The following is a 17,891-nucleotide window of genomic DNA, read 5'->3' on the forward strand; positions in this document are numbered from 1 at the left end:
GGTCAGTGGAGGCGCATTATAGGGAGTTCCTGACAGCCTGCAACCCCTAATTTCAAAAAACTTTTCAACCGTGTTTTATTTCAACAATTTGCGGTCATAACCACCATTATTGCTATTTTTCGTACTGTAGCGCCGAGAAATTCTGAGTAAAACTACTAACCTGTTGCCAATCGGTATACTCAACTTCTTTACTGGTATCCGTTTCTCCACCCGTCATACGCATAATAAGTTGAATCATGACCTTGTCTATCCACCGATAGCGAGGATAACGCAGGGCTCCAGCGAATACGGCGCACAATGTTGGCTGCCAAGGTGTGCTAAGTAAGAACTTGCGCACATAGGCATTAGTTTGTGGTGAACGCTTCTCTGGTTTGCGCGCAGTCAGATTGACGGCAAAGAACGCACTCGGCATCTGATTAAGTTGTTCGACGTGTTTATTGACGAATTTACTCAACACCGGACTGAAATGCCCATAACGAACAGAAGCGCCAATCATCACTTGTTGATACTGGCTCAGATCTATTTGCCCCACCTCGGCCAAGTCCTGTATTTCGCACGTAGCTGCGGTTGATAATTCCTTAGCTATATAAGAGGCGATGGTTTGCGTTTGGCCGTCTCGGCTGGAGTAAAGTATCAATACTTTCATAGCAATGTTCCTTATGCAGAATTACTCACGCCAGAATGTTGGGGTGAAGAGAACCAGCAAAGTGAAAACTTCCAACCGGCCAAACAACATTGTTATCACTAATATCCATTTAGCAGCAGGATTCATAGAAGTGAAGTTATCAGCGACAACACCTAAGCCGGGCCCAAGGTTATTCAAAGTTGCAGTCACTGCCGCGAAAGCAGAAAACTCATCAACACCCGTCGCAATGATGGCCAACATGCTGATAATGAAAACCAAAGCATATGCGGAGAAGAACCCCCAGACAGCTTCCAGTATTCGTTCCGGTAATGCTCGCCGCCCCAGCTTGATGGTGTAAACCGCATTCGGATGAACCAAACGTTTTAATTCACGCGAGCCTTGTAGATAGAGCAACAGGATACGGATAACTTTCAAGCCACCACCGGTTGACCCAGCACATCCCCCGATAAACGCGGAGCATAATAAAAGTATCGGCAGGAACAACGGCCACTTAGAAATACTGTCCGTTGTGAAGCCCGCCGTGGTCGCCATTGAGACCACTTGGAAAAATGCCTGATTTAAGGTTTCCAGCCCCGACTTATATACGCTGTGCTGCCAGAGCACCAAGGTACAAACGATAACTAGCGTCAATTGTACAAAGATAAACATACGGAATTCGGGATCACGCCAATAAACTTTCAAACTGCGGCCACTGAGTACAGCGAAATGCAAACCAAAGTTACAGCCCGAAATCAGCAAAAAAACACCAATAATGGTGTTAATCGTTGGGCTGTTGAAATAACCGATACTGGCGTCATGGGTAGAAAAGCCGCCTATCGCGATAGTCGAGAAGCTGTGAGAGATAGCATCAAACACCGACATCCCCGCGGCCCATAAAGAAAGTGCACAGGCAATGGTCAGCAAGACATAGATAAGCCATAGTGTTTTCGCAGTTTCGGCGATTCGGGGGCGCATTTTATTGTCTTTCAATGGCCCTGGCATTTCAGCTCGATAGAGCTGCATCCCCCCGACACCTAAAATAGGCAGAATGGCCACTGCCAATACGATAATCCCCATGCCGCCCAGCCATTGCAGCATTTGCCGATAGAATAAAATGGCCTTAGGCAGTGAATCTAACCCCACCAGCGTGGTGGCTCCAGTGGTGGTCAGCCCAGAAAAGGATTCAAAAAATGCGTCAGTTAGCGAAAGGTTCGGGCGCTCAGAGAATAAGAAAGGTAATGCCCCGACACTGCCCAGCACCGTCCAGAACAGCACTACAATCAGAAACCCCTCGCGCGGTTTCAATTCATGCTTCTGCTTTCGGTTCGGTAGCCACAGCAACAGGCCTATCGACAAAGCAACAAAGAAGGTTTCGCTGAAGGCACGGCCGGCACCATCACGATAGATCAAGGCCACTAGCCCGGGAATAAACATTGTCCCGGAGAATAAGATGACTAGCAGGCCAACAATACGGGTTATGGCACGAAAATGCATTCCGGCACGTTCCTTAGCAATTCACTTGGATGGGGATTATTGCGAAATGGGCGTCAATTGCAACGTACCACGACTGAGATCCCGCAATTTATCCCCGACCTGACTGGCTTGAGTTGCTGGCAAAGAGAGATGAAGAGTCACGAGTTGTGCATATTCACTCTGTAAAATTTGGCCTTCAACCTGCTGTAATAGTGTTTCGACCATCGCGAGCTGCGCATAGTCACACTGCAAAGTATATTCTACCTGCGGGACTTTATATTTTACTTCAATCTGTTTTAACGCTTGCTGAACACCACTGCCATAAGCTCTGACTAACCCGCCAGTACCCAGCTTGATACCGCCATAATAGCGCACAACAACCGCAGTAATTTCACCTATCCCACTGCCCATCAATTGAGCCAGAATTGGTTTACCCGCTGTGCCCGAAGGCTCGCCATCATCGGAAAAACCTAATTGCTGTGAATCTGTGGGTGTCCCGGCAACAAAAGCCCAGCAATGATGCCGGGCTGTTGGGTGTTGTTGCTTTACCTGCTGAATAAAATCTTTCGCTTCATTCACCCCACAGGTATGAGCCAGTAAGGTGATGAAACGACTTTTTTTAATCTCTTCGCTGATAGTCACCGGAGCCGCAGGTATCAAATAAGGCTGCATCAGTCCAGCTTCAGGTCGCGTGTCATGTTCTCAACCCGATTATCATGAATAACGATATTGTCTTCTATACGAATGCCACCATAAGGCTTCAGTGTTTCAATAAGATCCCAATTGAAATGCTGACTGAACTCTCCTGAGCGCCAAGGTGCCAAGAGTGATTCAATAAAATAGAGGCCCGGTTCGATAGTCAGCACCATGCGCGGTTGCAGAATACGGGTACAACGTAAGTAAGGGTACTTGGAGGGCGCGCTGAGATGCGTCCCTTTATCATCCTGCATAAAGCCCGCAGTATCGTGCACTTGCAAACCTAGCGGGTGACCCAACCCGTGCGGTAGGAATGGACAAGTAATGCCTTGTTCAACCATTGCCTCTTCGCTGATACCGGTGACCAGATTATGAGTGCGCAGTAACTTCGCAATACGTTGATGCATCTGAACATGATAATCGGTGTAGCGCTCACCACTTTTAATGGTTTTGATCAGCTCAAGCTGTTCATAATTAAGGTCTTTGATCAGTGCAGCAAAATCGTTTTCACTGTCTGCAGCATAGGTACGGGTCAAGTCAGCAGCATAGCCGTTGTATTCAGCACCCGCATCAATCAGGAAACTACGAATCTCTGCCGGCGGCTGATGCTGTAAGGTGGTGTAATGCAATACCGCCGAATGTTCATTCAGCGCAACAATATTATCGTATGGAACATCAGTATCACGATGCCCCGTGGCCATCAGATAGGCCAGATTGATATCAAACTCGCTCATACCGGACTGAAATGCTTCATGAGCAGCCCGATGCCCAGCCACTGCGGTCTTTTGCGCTTCACGCATGCACGCCAGCTCATAATCTGTTTTATAAGAGCGGTAGAAATGAAGGTAATCCAACACCGGTTTAGGGTTAATGTTTTCAGCACTGAAACCCAGAGCCTGAGCGCGTTGCTGAGCATAACCAATATAGGCAACTCGCTCGCGCTGCACCGGCAATTGCTGTGCAATATCATCGGCATTGGCTAAAGGCTGAATATCAAGTGATTTGGTCCAGAAGCTGTCTGGAAGTGGCTCAACACTGTGCCAATAATCTACTGGGGAGTAAAACCATAACTTCGGCGTATTAACGCCATCAACCCATAACCAGCAGTTTGGAACTTGTGTCACCGGTACCCAAGCTTTGAATTGAGCATTAACCTTAAAAGGATAGTCGCGGTCATCAAGGAAAATACGTTGTAACTCACCGGAATGAATCAATAAAGCATCCAACTGATGGCGCTCTAACACATCGCGGGTGCGTTGTTGCAGGGTGGACAAATGTTCGTTATATAAAGAAGCCAGCGTTTCCATCACAGTACCCTTCGCTATTAGAACTTAATTTTTTCATCTTATCATAGTCGCCAAAGTCATGTTTCGACGACCTCTTATTTGCGAGTTAATTACGCTACCTTACGCGCAAAACTGTCGTGAATAAATATGATAAAAATCAATTATCCCACCTGATTGACTGTGATCTTCACTGCAAAAAATCAATCTCTTGTTTGCAATTCATTAACAAAATATCCACACTTCCTGAATATCTGGTCATACCAGATCACATGCGCTTATTCAGGAGATAGATATGCTCTACCAAAGCGAAACACTAAAGCTTCACTGGCTGGAAAACGGCATTGCCGAGTTGGTGTTTGATGCACCAGGTTCAGTTAATAAGCTGGATACCCAAACTGTAGCCAATCTGGGCGAAGCCTTGGTTGTGTTAGAAAAACAAAGTGAACTCAAAGGGTTGCTATTACGCTCAGCCAAAGCAGCCTTTATTGTCGGTGCCGATATCACCGAGTTTCTATCCCTGTTTAATGAGCCACCAGAAAAGTTGCATCAATGGTTGGTTTTCGCCAACGATATTTTCAATCGTTTGGAAGACTTACCGGTGCCAACCATTGCAGCAATCAATGGATATGCACTGGGTGGCGGGTGTGAATGTATCTTAGCGACTGATTTTCGCGTGGCCTCGCCAGAAGCACGTATCGGCCTACCGGAAACTAAACTCGGTATCATGCCGGGCTTCGGCGGTTCAGTTCGCTTACCTCGGCTATTAGGCGCAGACAGTGCGCTGGAAATTATTGCGGCTGGCAAAGACATTATTGCCAAAGATGCCTTAAAGGTTGGGCTGGTTGACGCCGTCGTCGCCCCCGAAAAGTTGGTCGATGCCGCGTTAAGCATGTTGAGACAAGCGATTGACGGAAAACTCGACTGGCAAGCTGCACGTCGCCCGAAATTAGAGCCACTGAAGCTCAATCCGACCGAAGCTGCGATGTGCTTTACCATTGCCAAAGGCATGGTCATGCAAGTCGCCGGTAAACACTATCCGGCTCCCTTGACTGCCGTAAAAACTATTGAGGCCGCGGCGAAATTTGGCCGCGCTGAAGCATTGAAACTGGAAACCAATAGTTTTGTTCCCTTAGCTGGTTCCAATGAAGCGCGGGCATTAGTCGGTATTTTCTTGAATGACCAATATGTTAAAGGTCAGGCTAAAAAGCTATCCAAAGGTGTCAGCGCCCCCAAACAGGCCGCAGTGCTAGGTGCCGGGATTATGGGCGGTGGGATTGCCTATCAGTCGGCACTGAAAGGTGTGCCGGTCATCATGAAAGATATTAATGACAAATCCCTCACATTAGGGATGAATGAAGCGGCCAAGTTGCTGAATAAGCAGCTGGAGCGCGGCAAGATAGATGGCCTGAAAATGGCAAATATCTTAGCAACCATCCAGCCAACATTAGATTATGCCGGTATTGAACGCGCCCAAATCATCGTGGAAGCGGTGGTAGAAAATCCAAAAGTCAAAGCGGCGGTTCTGGCAGAGGTTGAAACGCTTATTGGCGAAGAAACTGTTCTGGCTTCTAACACTTCCACAATTCCGATTGATCAGCTCGCCAAATCCCTTAAACGCCCAGAAAACTTCTGTGGCATGCATTTCTTCAATCCAGTGCACCGGATGCCATTGGTTGAAATTATTCGTGGCACCAAAACCTCAGATAAAACTATCGCCACGATTGTGGCATACGCCACACAAATGGGTAAAACCCCGATTGTAGTCAATGATTGCCCAGGCTTCTTTGTTAACCGTGTTTTATTCCCGTATCTGGCGGGATTCGGCATGTTAGTCCGAGACGGTGCGGACTTCCGCCAAATTGATAAAGTGATGGAAAAGCAATTTGGCTGGCCAATGGGCCCTGCTTATCTATTAGATGTGGTGGGCATTGATACCGCGCACCATGCGCAGGCCGTGATGGCCGTTGGTTTCCCTGAACGCATGAATAAAGATTATCGCGATGCGGTTGACGTGATGTTTGATAACCAACGGTTTGGTCAAAAGAATGGCCAAGGCTTCTACCGCTATACCCAAGATACTAAGGGCAAACCGCGTAAAGAGAATGATGAACAAGTAGATACGTTACTGGCGCAAGTCAGCCAGCCGCTTCAGAAATTTAGCGATGACGATATTATCGCCCGTACCATGATCCCGATGATCAATGAAGTGGTGCGATGCCTGGAAGAAGGCATTATTGCCAGCCCGGCTGAAGGTGATATGGCGTTGGTATATGGCCTTGGATTCCCTCCATTCCACGGCGGCGTCTTCCGCTACCTTGATACTATCGGCAGTGCAAATTATGTCGAAATGGCTCAACGCTACACCCATCTTGGGGCGTTGTATCAAGTCCCGCCGGGATTGAGAGCCAAAGCCGAACATAACGAAAGCTATTATCCTGTGGCAGCAGCGCTGCTTGATGTTTCTATCAGTCAACCGGCATGAGGTCTGAAAACATGGAAAATGTAGTCATTATTGATGCCGTCCGTACACCGATGGGCCGCTCCAAAGGCGGTGCATTCCGACAGGTTCGGGCAGAAGACCTCTCCGCGCATTTAATGCGAGAAGTGCTGAGCCGCAACCCTAAGCTGAATGCCGCCGAAATCGACGACATCTATTGGGGCTGTGTGCAACAAACTCTAGAGCAGGGTTTTAACATCGCCCGCAATGCGTCTTTGCTGGCAGAAATTCCCCATAGCGTCCCGGCGGTAACCGTTAACCGCCTGTGTGGGTCCTCGATGCAAGCTTTGCATGATGGAGCTCGGGCTATCATGGTGGGTGATGCACAAGTCAGTTTGATTGGTGGCGTAGAACATATGGGCCACGTGCCGATGAATCATGGCGTGGACTTCCATCCTGGCATGGGCCGCACGGTGGCTAAAGCCGCTGGTATGATGGGGTTAACAGCTGAAATGCTGGCAAAAATCCACAATATCAGTCGCCAGTCACAAGATGAGTTTGCGGTACGCTCCCATCAGCGCGCTTATGCTGCTACTCAGGCGGGCCATTTTGCTAAAGAGATTGTCGCCACCAATGGGCATGATGCTGATGGCATATTAAAACGCTTTGATTTCGATGAAGTTATTCGCCCAGAGACCAATCTGGCTGGGTTAGCGGCTTTGCGTCCAGCCTTTGACCCGGTGAATGGCACAGTAACCGCAGGGACATCATCAGCACTTTCCGATGGTGCCTCTGCCATGCTTATCATGAGCGAATCCCGAGCAAAATCATTAGGTTTAACACCACGCGCCCGTATTCGCTCAATGGCTGTCGTCGGCTGTGATCCGTCGATTATGGGATATGGCCCAGTACCCGCCAGCCAACTGGCACTAAAACGTGCTGGGCTTAAGCTCGAAGATATTGGGTTATTTGAATTAAATGAGGCGTTTGCTGCTCAGTCACTGGCTTGCCTGAAAGGCTTGGGTTTGCTGGAAAGTATGGATGATAAGGTAAACCTGAATGGGGGAGCCATTGCTCTCGGTCATCCATTGGGCTGTTCAGGAGCGCGTATTTCTACCACGTTACTCAATCTGATGGAGCGCCGTGACGTGCAATTCGGTCTGGCAACCATGTGTATCGGCTTAGGCCAAGGCATTGCTACCATCTTTGAGCGCGTATAACCCAAAAACATTTAGGGCCTGAATACAGGCCCTGATACCAGAGTTTAGTTGCCGTTTTCCCGCCTGTCAGGGGCGGGCTTTTTTATCTGCCATTTTACTTAGATAAAAGCGAAAGCATCACCATAGATATGCGCTTCCAGTGCACCGCGCTCGGCACAAAAACGCTCACGAGCAATCTTCGCCATTTCAAAACGACCTGCAATATAAATATCCTGCTCGGCAAGAGAACCATAATCTTGCAATACGGCACTTAGCACAGTTCCGGTTCGGCCACGCCAGCCTTCTTCTGGTTGCTCAACTACTGGGATAACTTTCAACTGCGGATACTGAATCGACAGCGCTTCTAATTCGCTGAGGTCATATAAATGCACCGCTTCGCGCCCACCCCAATAGATAGAAACTTCACGATCAGGCTGTTCTGCTAACGCCGCCAACAAAATTGAACGCGCATAGGAAAAACCGGTACCGCCTGCAATCAGTATCAGTGGACGATGACTGCCCTCGCGGAACCATGCCTCACCGTGAGGGATGTCCACATCCAACGTTTTCTCTTTCAGAATTCGGTCCATTACCGCCATGGCGTATAAATTCAGCTCCGAAGCCCCGATATGCAGCTCAATGGAGTCTTTTTGCAGTGGCGTGGATGCCATAGAGAATGGACGCTTATCGCGTTCATCCATCACGACCATCAAATACTGCCCAGCACGGAAAGAAAATGCAGATGCAGGTACCAATTGCACCCGGTACACCGTATCGGTAATGGCCTCTACGGAGGTTACTTTACAGCTTAAAGTTGTCATGCCTTCCCTCTGTCGGGTCATCAAATGCAAAACTAAGGACAAAATGGACGCCGGTTAGCGTTTCGTCTCTTTGTCACTGAAAATAGCGAGCTCGTCCCAAATAGCGTCAACGCGGGCGCGGACTTCTTCATCCATTTTAATTGGACGCCCCCATTCACGCGGAGTCTCAGCTGGCCATTTGTTGGTGGCATCCAGCCCCATTTTCGATCCCAAACCGGAAACCGGTGAGGCGAAATCCAAATAATCTATTGGTGTATTTTCAATTAACACCGTATCGCGCGACGGGTCCATTCGGGTCGTAATCGCCCAAATAACATCATTCCAATCACGGGCGTTAATATCATCGTCACAAACAATAACAAATTTCGTATACATAAACTGGCGTAAAAACGACCAAACGCCCATCATCACGCGTTTAGCATGACCAGCATACTGTTTCTTGATGGTCACCACTGCCAAACGGTATGAACAGCCTTCTGGCGGCAGATAAAAATCAACAATCTCTGGGAATTGTTTTTGCAAAATAGGAACAAATACTTCGTTCAGCGCAACGCCCATTACCGCCGGTTCATCCGGTGGACGTCCAGTATAGGTTGAATGATAAATCGCGTCTTTGCGTTGGGTAATATGTGTGACGGTAAAGACAGGGAAGCTATCAATCTCGTTGTAATAACCGGTATGATCGCCATAAGGGCCTTCCGGTGCCATCTCACCCTGCTCAATATATCCTTCCAATACAATTTCTGCACTTGCAGGAACTTCAAGTGAGCTGGAAAGACACTTTACGACTTCGGTTTTATGCCCACGCAATAAGCCGGCAAAAGCATATTCAGATAAAGTATCTGGCACCGGTGTTACCGCAGCCAAAATAGTCGCAGGATCAGCACCCAACGCGACGGCAACCGGGAAACGTTCACCAGGATGCGCTTCGCACCATTCTTGATAGTCTAAAGCGCCGCCTCGGTGGGAAAGCCAGCGCATAATTAACTTGTTTTTGCCCAACACTTGCTGGCGATAAATGCCCAGATTCTGCCGCTCTTTATGCGGCCCGCGAGTCACCGTTAGCCCCCAAGAGACTAATGGGGCAGCATCCTCCGGCCAACAGTGCATAACAGGGATTCGGCTCAGATCGACATCCTCCCCTTCCCACACTTGCTCTTGGCACGGGGCAGAGCTTAAGCATTTCGTCGGCATATTCAATACCTGCTTAAATTTAGGCAGTTTATCGAACAGGTCACGAAAACCTTTCGGCGGATCAGGCTCTTTCAGGAAAGCCAATAGCTTGCCGACATCTCGCAATGCACTGACATCTTCTTGCCCCATCCCCATCGCAACCCGCTTAGCCGTACCAAACAGGTTACACAGCACCGGCATGTTATAGCCCTTCGGATTCTCAAAAAGCAATGCAGGCCCGCCAGCTCGCAAAGTACGATCGGCTATTTCTGTCATTTCCAGATAGGGATCAATAGGCTGGCTAATTCGTTTAAGTTCGCCCCTCTGTTCCAGCAACGAGAGGAAGTCACGTAAGTCACGGTATTTCATGCTGATCATTTCGGCGGCCAGGTGATGCGCCATTATAGGCTGTCTTTATAGCAGTTGCTGTCTTTTTGTTAAAAATGAATGCGGGCCAACTCGAAAAAATAGCATGCTGCTATTTGGCATTAACATTTACCCGCACCGATAGAATGTTGTCGATATAAAATATAGCTAACTCTTTACATAACAAATATATATATCAAATGACGTTTTTTTGCTCACTGTATATGTATCCCCACTTTTGTTATGCTGCCAAGTAGTACCTAAAGGCATATGAAATTATGAAACATTGGCATTTATTATATTGTAAACGTGGTCAGCTTTTGCGCGCTAAAGAGCACTTAGAGCGGCAAGAAGTGAACTGCTGGACACCGATCGTCACTATCGAAAAGATAATGCGAGGAAAACGAATTGAAACCACGGAAGCATTATTCCCGAATTATCTATTTGTGGAGTTTGATCCGGAACATATTCATACCACAACGATAAGTGCCACCCGAGGTGTAAGCCACTTTGTCAGGTTTGGTGTACAACCTGCGGTCATTCCGGCAATGGTGATTAGCGAAATGCAATCCCATACAACGGATAAAATCATTGCGCCAGAGATACCTACGCCTGGTGATACCGTGATTATTACAGAGGGTGTTTTTGCTGGGTTACAGGCAATTTATACCGAACCAGATGGCGAGGCACGCTCAATGCTATTACTGAATATGCTCAATAGCCCAGTGTTGCAAAGCCTGGATAATCGTCAATTCGAAAAACAGTAAGATACTTAACTCACAGTGCCAAGGTAGGTATTTCAGTGCCTACCTTGGCACTTATTATTGATAACCAATCTTCTTGATAACCAAACGGTTAACGCTGCATCTGATCGTCATGCAGCCATTGTGCGACTTGCTTGGCAAAATAGGTTAATACCCCATCCGCACCCGCGCGTTTAAAGCACAATAGTGACTCCATCACCGTCGGTTTCTCTTGCAGCCAGCCATTTTGTATTGCAGCCATATGCATCGCATATTCGCCGGAAACCTGATAGGCAAAGGTCGGAACCCCAAAGGTATCTTTCACCCGGCGCACCACATCCAAATATGGCATACCCGGTTTAACCATCACCATATCCGCCCCTTCCTGTAAGTCCTGAGCGATTTCTTGCAACGCTTCATCGCTATTAGCCGGGTCCATTTGATAGGTTTTTTTATTGCCACCTTTCAAATTGCTACTGGAGCCAATGGCATCGCGGAATGGGCCATAGTAACAAGAGGCATACTTGGCTGAATACGCCATGATTTGTGTATTTACCAGCCCTTCAAGTTCTAACTGATCGCGAATAGCACCAATACGGCCATCCATCATATCGCTCGGGGCAACTATCTCTGCGCCAGCTTCTGCATGTGATAAGGCCTGACGCACTAAAATTTCTTTGGTGATATCGTTAATGACATAACCATCAGCATCAATCACACCGTCTTGCCCATGTGTTGTGTATGGGTCAAGGGCAACATCCGTAAGAATACCTAACTCTGGTACTGCGTCTTTTAATGCACGCACAGTGCGTTGTACCAAACCATTTGGGTTATAAGCTTCTTCCGCGTGTAATGACTTCATACCTGGTTCAATGACCGGGAATAACGATATGACCGGGACGCCAAGCTTGGCAATGGTCTCAGCTTCTTTCACCAACAAATCAATCGTCATACGCGAGACACCCGGCATAGACGAAACGGCTTGCTGATGGTTGTTTCCTTCCATAACAAACACCGGATAGATCAAATCATTAACTGTCAGCTGATTTTCAGCGACCAGTCGACGACTGAAATCATGACGGCGCACACGGCGCATACGGCGACCAGGGAAAGTGCCCGGAAATGCATAGCTCATATTGTTCTCCTAACTCAAACCAACCGGAAAATCCGGCGGGCGTTTTCATCAGTTTTCTGTCCCAGCCATTGAGGGTCTTCTTGTCGCCAGACAGCAACCTGCTGGACGATATGAGGCAGAAAGCAGGGCTCATTGCGGCGAGATGCAGGTTTAGGATGTATATCCCGCGGCAATAAATATGGGGCATCAGTTTCTAACAGTAATTGTTGGGCAGGAATACGCGGCAATAACACCCTCAGCTCAAGGCCACGGCGTTCATCGCAAACCCAACCGGTGATACCGATAGATAAGCCCAATGCCAGACAGGAATCCAATTCATCAGCAGTGCCGGTAAAACAATGCACAACAGCTGCGGGGATTTTATCTAGCCAAGGTGAAAGTAGAGTGATGAAACGATCATGTGCCTCTCGGCAATGCAGGAATACCGGCAAAGAAAGTTCAGCGGCCAAGGCTAACTGTGCTGTAAAGGCAACTTCTTGCTCAACTGGAGTAGAGAAATTGCGATTAAAATCCAGACCACATTCACCAATGGCGACCACACTGACATTGGTTGCCAATGCCCTGATTTGCTGTTCCACATCTATTTGCCAACTGCTCGCATGATGGGGATGAACACCTGCGGTTGACCAGCAATAATCCGGATAAGCCATTGCAAGCTCAAGGGCTGCCTGACTCTCTTCAGCATTTGTACCGGTAATCAGCATACCGGTAACACCAGCCTCTTTTGCCCGAGCCACGACTTGAGGACAGTCTTTTGTAAATTGTGAGCTGGTTAAGTTCACACCGATATCAAACATAAGTGTCCCAAAACAGAAGCCGCCCAGAGGGCGGCTAAAATATCAAAGTAGAAACTTAAGACTCTTTAGGATGATTATCGACTTCTTCATCCTCTTCCTCAATATCTGTACGGCGTTGTTTGCCGGTGTAGAAACGAGCAAAGAACACTCCCACTTCAAATAACAGATACATCGGGATCGCTAATAATGTCTGTGATAACACATCTGGTGGGGTGAGAAGCATCCCCACAACAAAAGCACCAACAAACACATAAGGGCGTTTTTTCTTCAATGCTTCAGGCGTTGTCACCCCAGCCCAGCACAGAAGAATTATCGCAATCGGTACTTCGAAAGAAATACCAAAAGCCATAAAAAGTGCCATAACAAAATCAAGGTATTTAGTGATATCCGTTGCGATAAGCACACTTTCCGGCGCTGTTTTGGCAAAAAAACCAAAAGCTAACGGGAAAACAACAAAGTAGGCAAATGCCATTCCCAGATAAAATAAGAAGCTACTAGATATCAGCAGCGGGACCATCAAGCGGCGCTCATGTTTATACAGCGCAGGGGCTATAAATGCCCAAACCTGATAGAGGATCATCGGCGCTGAAACAAACACCGAGACCATCATGGTCAATTTAATCGGGGTAAAGAATGGTGATGCGACATCTGTTGCGATCATACTGGAACCAACAGGAAGTTGTTTGATCAACGGTGCTGAAACCAGGTGGTAGATATCATTGGCAAAAAAAACCAATACGAAAAAAACCACTAAAATAGTGATGATGCAATTCAATAGCCGCTTACGCAGTTCTATTAAATGAGTAATAAGGGGTTGGGTATCATCAACAGCCATGTTTACCGATCGCCGCCAGGTTGGTGAGTTCGAGGTTGGGCAGCACCCTGTGAATCTGTGCTATGGGTGTCCACTGTAGCCGTTTGTACCTGAGTTACGGGTGTGTTCGTAACAGGAACCGGCTCTCTATCTACAGAAGAGATAGACGCAGAAAATGCCTCAACCTGAACAATGGGTTTCTCATTGTTATTAGGGACAGTTTCAACCGCTGTCGGGGTGACAGCTTTATCAACGTCAGTAGCCGGTGCTTGAGGTGATGCTTGAGCCTTCGTTGCAGACTCGGCGGGCGTAACACCATCATGAATAGCTTCCGGTTCGGTAATGAGCGGATTATGGATCGTGTGAGGTGCTTCCGAACCAATGTCAGAATGATATGAACGTTTCAGTGCCTCAGCAGCCTCTTTGAGTTCATCCATTGAGGCTTTCAGCTCTGGTGTCAGGTTCTGCAAACCGGCTTCTTCTGCTTTTTTCAGGCTGTCTTGCAACTCTTGAATCTTAAGCTCTTGCGCTAATTCGTTTTGCACGGTGGCCGCAAGTGAGCGCAATGTACGAATCCAACCCGCAACTGTTCTAACAGCAACCGGTAGCCGTTCTGGCCCGAGTACGACCAGGCCTATTACAAGAACCAGCAGCAGTTCACTAAACCCGATGTCGAACACAGCTTATCCCTGCTCTTTGTCGTGACTCTTAGACTCTTCAGCTTTAGCAACTGGCTGCTGTTTTTCAGTAATCGATTTTGCAAAATCAGCATCGTTACTGGTTTTATTAGCGTCAGTTGGCGGAGTTTGTGGCTCATCACCCATCGCCTTTTTAAAACCTTTGATGGATGCGCCCAGATCTGACCCTAATGTCCGCAGTTTGTTAGTACCAAACAGCAGAACAACAATCACGGCAATGATTAATAACTGCCAAATACTTATACCACCCATTACATTCACCTCTATATACAAGGGTTATTCCACAGAGGGCCGCATTATACGTCATATAACCTCTGTGAATACCTATCTAACTTACCGCATTTTGAACTAGCGCATAGCTTCTTAAACAAATAAGCGACTTATTGAATAACTTTTACATAACTCATAAGCCGCCTAATAGCCTATCCACAGATACTTTCAGCGATAAGTCATTAACTGGTTCGCCGCCAACCAATAAACCAAGCCAATACTCCAGCGACAATGAACCCAATTGAGATTTCTACCGCATTGGCCAAGAATAAAATGGTACCACTGACTAATAGTGTAGCGCCAACACCGAACAAATACCGTGATTGGCCCTGACGTTGTTGCTGGCCTTGCATTTGAGTAGTGAGTTTATCGACACTTTGCTGTAATAACTTATGCTGCTGCAAACTGTCATACACAAGCTCTGGCAGCTCAGGAAATTTTTCAGCCCAAAATGGTGCTTTTTCTTTCAATGCACGAATAACCGCAGGCAACCCAACTTGATCTCGCAACCAGCTTTCCAGGAAAGGCTTGGCAGTCGTCCAAAGGTCAAGCTGAGGATAAAGTTGGCGTCCTAAACCTTCGACATACAACAAGGTTTTTTGCAGTAAAACCAACTGTGGTTGTACTTCCATATTAAAACGGCGTGCGGTGTTAAAGAGATTCAATAGCACATGGCCAAAGGATATTTCAGCTAGCGGTTTTTCAAAAATTGGTTCGCAGACAGTACGAATAGCGAATTCAAAATCTTCAACATTGGTATCACGAGGAACCCAGCCAGAATCAACATGCAGCTCTGCAACCCGCCGATAATCCCGATTAAAGAAAGCAATAAAGTTTTCAGCAAGATAGCGCTTATCTGCTTTATTTAGTGAGCCGACGATACCGCAATCAATACCGATATAAAGCGGGTCATGAGGATGCTCATAACTGACAAAGATATTCCCAGGGTGCATATCTGCGTGGAAAAAACTGTCACGGAAAACCTGAGTGAAAAAGACTTGAACCCCGCGCTCAGCCAGCAACTTCATATTGGTGCCTTGATCTTCCAAAGCTGCAATATCAGATACCGGAATGCCGTAAATTCGCTCCATGACCAATACGCTTTCCCGGCAATAATCAGAATAGACCTCGGGAATATAGAGCATTGGACTGTCTTCAAAATTACGACGCAGTTGAATAGCATTAGCTGCTTCCCGCAGCAAATTTAGCTCATCAAGCAGTGTTTTTTCATATTCACGCACAACTTCCCGTGGACGTAATCTACGACCATCAGGTAAAAGTTTGGGTACCCAGCCAGCCAGACGGTACATCAACCGCACATCAGCTTTAATTATTGGCAAAATATCAGGACGAATAACTTTGAGTACAACTTCCTGGCCGTTCTCTTTTAAACGCGCCGTATGTACTTGCGCGATAGAAGCGGAGGCTAAAGCTTCTTGTTCAAAATCGTCAAACCATGTTTCTAATGGCCCTCCCATCGCGATTTCAATGTGCTTGCGTGCTAGCGCACCATCAAATGGAGCAACTCTATCCTGTAACAACGCAAGTTGATCAGCAATTGCTGGCGGGAAGAGGTCACGCCGTGTGGACATCATTTGGCCAAACTTGATCCAAACTGGCCCTAGCTCCTGCAAGGCAAGGCGCAAACGCTCACCCAGCGGTTTATCTTTATGACGATTAGGCAACCAGAAAAATAGATGACGACCAACACGTAATGGCAACGTCAAACGTATATTCGGGATTAACTCATCCAGCCCGTAGCTCAAGAAAACCCGAATGATAAGATACAGGCGCCGAAGTTCTCCTGGCGTCATTGTTTTGTCTCCATGGTTGCCAATCTGGCAGTCAAAGCCTCGGTTGCACGAGCGGTAGCATCAACCTCTTCGTTAAACCACACCACCTCCAGCGGCGCTGGCGCTATTTTCCATTCTTCAGTTATTGCTTCAGCAACATAATACTGTTGCTGTTGAAACTGCTTACTGAGAAAACGGTTACTTTTATGGATGACCTGCCCAATGGTTTCCGCTGCAATATCACCAATATAGGGAGCCAACCACTCAGCTGGTTCCCATTCAGCAAGATCAAGTAAGGTGATAAGTTGCTGAACTACTTGGATATCACCTTCGACAATCAATTCACCACTACGCATCAAAGGTGAAAGCTGCTGACGATCCCGTAACTTTGCCAGCACAGCAACGTTCGTTTTCACTGTGCAATCCGCATCACCATCCCATTGGCTTAAAACATCAACCTGCCGCTCGCTAAATACTAATAGCAGAGGAAAGCTCACCTCACGCAACTCGATACTCAGCACTTTTCCTGCTAAGCGTAAACGTGCAGCTTTCAAACTTTTATCACGAAATAACACACTATTTAGTGATGTTTCTATAGCGGCAGTTATTAGTGGCGACAGCAAAGTTGGTTTCAGTGACAAGGATTTAAATATCAGTGATTTTAGCGGCATAACCAGATTCCTGTTAGAACTTGAAGCCCCGATGTAACGCAACAATGCCACCGGTTAAATTGGAATAGGTTACGTTTTCAAACCCGGCATCCATCATCATACCCTTCAGTGTTTCTTGGTCAGGGTGCATCCGAATAGACTCAGCTAAATAACGGTAGCTTTCAGAGTCCTGCGCCACAAGTTCACCAATCTTGGGCAAAATATGAAAGGAGTAAGCATCATAGGCTTTACTCAAAGGTTCCAGAAGTGGCTTAGAGAACTCAAGAACCAGTAAGCGACCACCGGGCTTTAATACCCGAAACATCGATCGCAGTGCCTTTTCTTTTTCAGTTACGTTTCTCAAGCCGAATGAAATGGTAATGCAATCAAAGTAATTATCAGGAAAAGGTAACGCTTCAGCATTCGCCTGAACATAGCTGACATTACCGACAATACCTTTATCGCGCAGCTTTTCACGGCCCATACGCAACATTGACTCGTTGATATCAGCCAGAACGACCTCACCCTGTTCCCCCACCAGACGAGAGAACTTAGCGGTTAAGTCGCCGGTACCACCTGCCAGATCCAATACCCGTTGACCGCGCCGAACACCGCTACAGTCAATAGTAAAGCGCTTCCAAATACGGTGAACACCGAATGACATCAGGTCATTCATCAGATCGTATTTAGCGGCTACGGAATGAAAAACTTCTGCCACCATGCCTTCTTTTTGTTCTTTGGCTACGGTGCGAAAACCAAAATGAGTGGTTTCCTTCTCCTGATCTACCATTTTCTGTGCCTGCTTTTCAGTCAATCTTTCGAGGAAGTGTACCAGAACTCCGATGAAAGCCCCACCTCACCTGGTATTAAGGCAACTGCTTAATCGCAGCTTTCTCAACATCATACAGAAGAGGA

Annotated in this window: 17 protein-coding genes; 3 read left to right on the top strand and 14 right to left on the bottom strand. The window is 47.2% G+C overall.

Translation table 11 applies throughout. The features are described from left to right. Positions 1 to 112 precede the first annotated feature (112 nt). The 4 genes from hemG to pepQ are packed head-to-tail and all read right to left on the bottom strand — an operon-like array spanning position 113 to position 4,101. Complete coding sequence (gene hemG, locus QSV56_RS15760) at positions 113 to 646, bottom strand: menaquinone-dependent protoporphyrinogen IX dehydrogenase (RefSeq protein ID WP_019084308.1); 534 nt, start codon at positions 644 to 646, stop codon at positions 113 to 115. 21 nt (positions 647 to 667) lie between these two features. After that, complete coding sequence (trkH, locus tag QSV56_RS15765; RefSeq protein WP_005178118.1) at positions 668 to 2,119, bottom strand: Trk system potassium transporter TrkH; 1,452 nt, start codon at positions 2,117 to 2,119, stop codon at positions 668 to 670. Between the two features lie 36 nt (positions 2,120 to 2,155). Next, the gene (locus tag QSV56_RS15770; RefSeq protein ID WP_019080134.1) at positions 2,156 to 2,770 is read right to left on the bottom strand and encodes an IMPACT family protein; all 615 of its coding nucleotides are present in this window, start codon (positions 2,768 to 2,770) and stop codon (positions 2,156 to 2,158) included. Further along, positions 2,770 to 4,101, bottom strand: coding sequence for a Xaa-Pro dipeptidase (pepQ, locus tag QSV56_RS15775; RefSeq protein WP_219642987.1), 1,332 nt, complete (start codon positions 4,099 to 4,101; stop codon positions 2,770 to 2,772). Before pepQ ends, QSV56_RS15770 begins: the two co-directional genes overlap by 1 nt. Positions 4,102 to 4,372: 271 nt before the next feature. Between pepQ and fadB the strand changes: the two genes are divergently transcribed. Together fadB and fadA are read left to right on the top strand one after the other, a co-directional pair. Beyond that, positions 4,373 to 6,562 (top strand): fatty acid oxidation complex subunit alpha FadB, encoded by a 2,190-nt coding sequence (gene fadB, locus QSV56_RS15780; RefSeq protein ID WP_050132298.1) that lies wholly within the window; start codon positions 4,373 to 4,375, stop codon positions 6,560 to 6,562. An 11-nt stretch (positions 6,563 to 6,573) separates the two neighbouring features. After that, positions 6,574 to 7,737 (top strand): acetyl-CoA C-acyltransferase FadA, encoded by a 1,164-nt coding sequence (gene fadA / locus QSV56_RS15785; protein WP_019080137.1) that lies wholly within the window; start codon positions 6,574 to 6,576, stop codon positions 7,735 to 7,737. Positions 7,738 to 7,835: 98 nt separating this feature from the next. Here the strand turns inward: fadA and fre are convergent, their stop codons facing one another. Further along, positions 7,836 to 8,537 (bottom strand): NAD(P)H-flavin reductase, encoded by a 702-nt coding sequence (fre, locus tag QSV56_RS15790; protein ID WP_046050043.1) that lies wholly within the window; start codon positions 8,535 to 8,537, stop codon positions 7,836 to 7,838. Positions 8,538 to 8,591: 54 nt separating this feature from the next. Continuing rightward, a complete protein-coding gene (ubiD, locus tag QSV56_RS15795; protein WP_032900832.1) occupies positions 8,592 to 10,088 on the bottom strand; it encodes a 4-hydroxy-3-polyprenylbenzoate decarboxylase in 1,497 nt (498 codons plus the stop codon). 266 nt (positions 10,089 to 10,354) lie between these two features. Between ubiD and rfaH the strand changes: the two genes are divergently transcribed. Then, on the top strand, positions 10,355 to 10,843 hold the full coding sequence (gene rfaH, locus QSV56_RS15800) for a transcription/translation regulatory transformer protein RfaH (protein ID WP_019080140.1): 489 nt from the start codon (positions 10,355 to 10,357) through the stop codon (positions 10,841 to 10,843). Positions 10,844 to 10,931: 88 nt separating this feature from the next. On the opposite strand, the gene hemB is transcribed toward rfaH, so the two are convergent. The 8 genes from hemB to ubiE all read right to left on the bottom strand — a co-directional run bounded on the left by hemB (position 10,932) and on the right by ubiE (position 17,766). Further along, complete coding sequence (gene hemB / locus QSV56_RS15805; RefSeq protein WP_046050042.1) at positions 10,932 to 11,954, bottom strand: porphobilinogen synthase; 1,023 nt, start codon at positions 11,952 to 11,954, stop codon at positions 10,932 to 10,934. A 14-nt stretch (positions 11,955 to 11,968) separates the two neighbouring features. Next, positions 11,969 to 12,751 carry a 3'-5' ssDNA/RNA exonuclease TatD gene (tatD, locus tag QSV56_RS15810; RefSeq protein ID WP_019080142.1) on the bottom strand — a complete coding sequence of 261 codons (783 nt, stop codon included), beginning with the start codon at positions 12,749 to 12,751 and terminating at the stop codon, positions 11,969 to 11,971. A gap of 55 nt (positions 12,752 to 12,806) precedes the next feature. After that, complete coding sequence (tatC, locus tag QSV56_RS15815) at positions 12,807 to 13,586, bottom strand: Sec-independent protein translocase subunit TatC (protein ID WP_019080143.1); 780 nt, start codon at positions 13,584 to 13,586, stop codon at positions 12,807 to 12,809. A gap of 2 nt (positions 13,587 to 13,588) precedes the next feature. Beyond that, the gene (tatB, locus tag QSV56_RS15820; protein ID WP_019080144.1) at positions 13,589 to 14,245 is read right to left on the bottom strand and encodes a Sec-independent protein translocase protein TatB; all 657 of its coding nucleotides are present in this window, start codon (positions 14,243 to 14,245) and stop codon (positions 13,589 to 13,591) included. 3 nt (positions 14,246 to 14,248) lie between these two features. Continuing rightward, positions 14,249 to 14,515 carry a Sec-independent protein translocase subunit TatA gene (gene tatA / locus QSV56_RS15825; protein ID WP_005165598.1) on the bottom strand — a complete coding sequence of 89 codons (267 nt, stop codon included), beginning with the start codon at positions 14,513 to 14,515 and terminating at the stop codon, positions 14,249 to 14,251. Between the two features lie 200 nt (positions 14,516 to 14,715). Next, entirely contained in the window at positions 14,716 to 16,347 is a 1,632-nt protein-coding gene (gene ubiB / locus QSV56_RS15830) for a ubiquinone biosynthesis regulatory protein kinase UbiB (RefSeq protein ID WP_019080145.1), read from the bottom strand. Next, positions 16,344 to 16,997, bottom strand: coding sequence for an SCP2 domain-containing protein (locus tag QSV56_RS15835; RefSeq protein WP_301212974.1), 654 nt, complete (start codon positions 16,995 to 16,997; stop codon positions 16,344 to 16,346). Before QSV56_RS15835 ends, ubiB begins: the two co-directional genes overlap by 4 nt. A 13-nt stretch (positions 16,998 to 17,010) precedes the next feature. Then, positions 17,011 to 17,766 (bottom strand): bifunctional demethylmenaquinone methyltransferase/2-methoxy-6-polyprenyl-1,4-benzoquinol methylase UbiE, encoded by a 756-nt coding sequence (gene ubiE, locus QSV56_RS15840; RefSeq protein ID WP_019080147.1) that lies wholly within the window; start codon positions 17,764 to 17,766, stop codon positions 17,011 to 17,013. Between the last annotated feature and the right edge of the window lie 125 nt (positions 17,767 to 17,891).

The sequence above is a fragment of the Yersinia sp. 22-579 genome (genome assembly GCF_030433455.1).
GTDB classification, from domain to species: domain Bacteria; phylum Pseudomonadota; class Gammaproteobacteria; order Enterobacterales; family Enterobacteriaceae; genus Yersinia; species Yersinia enterocolitica.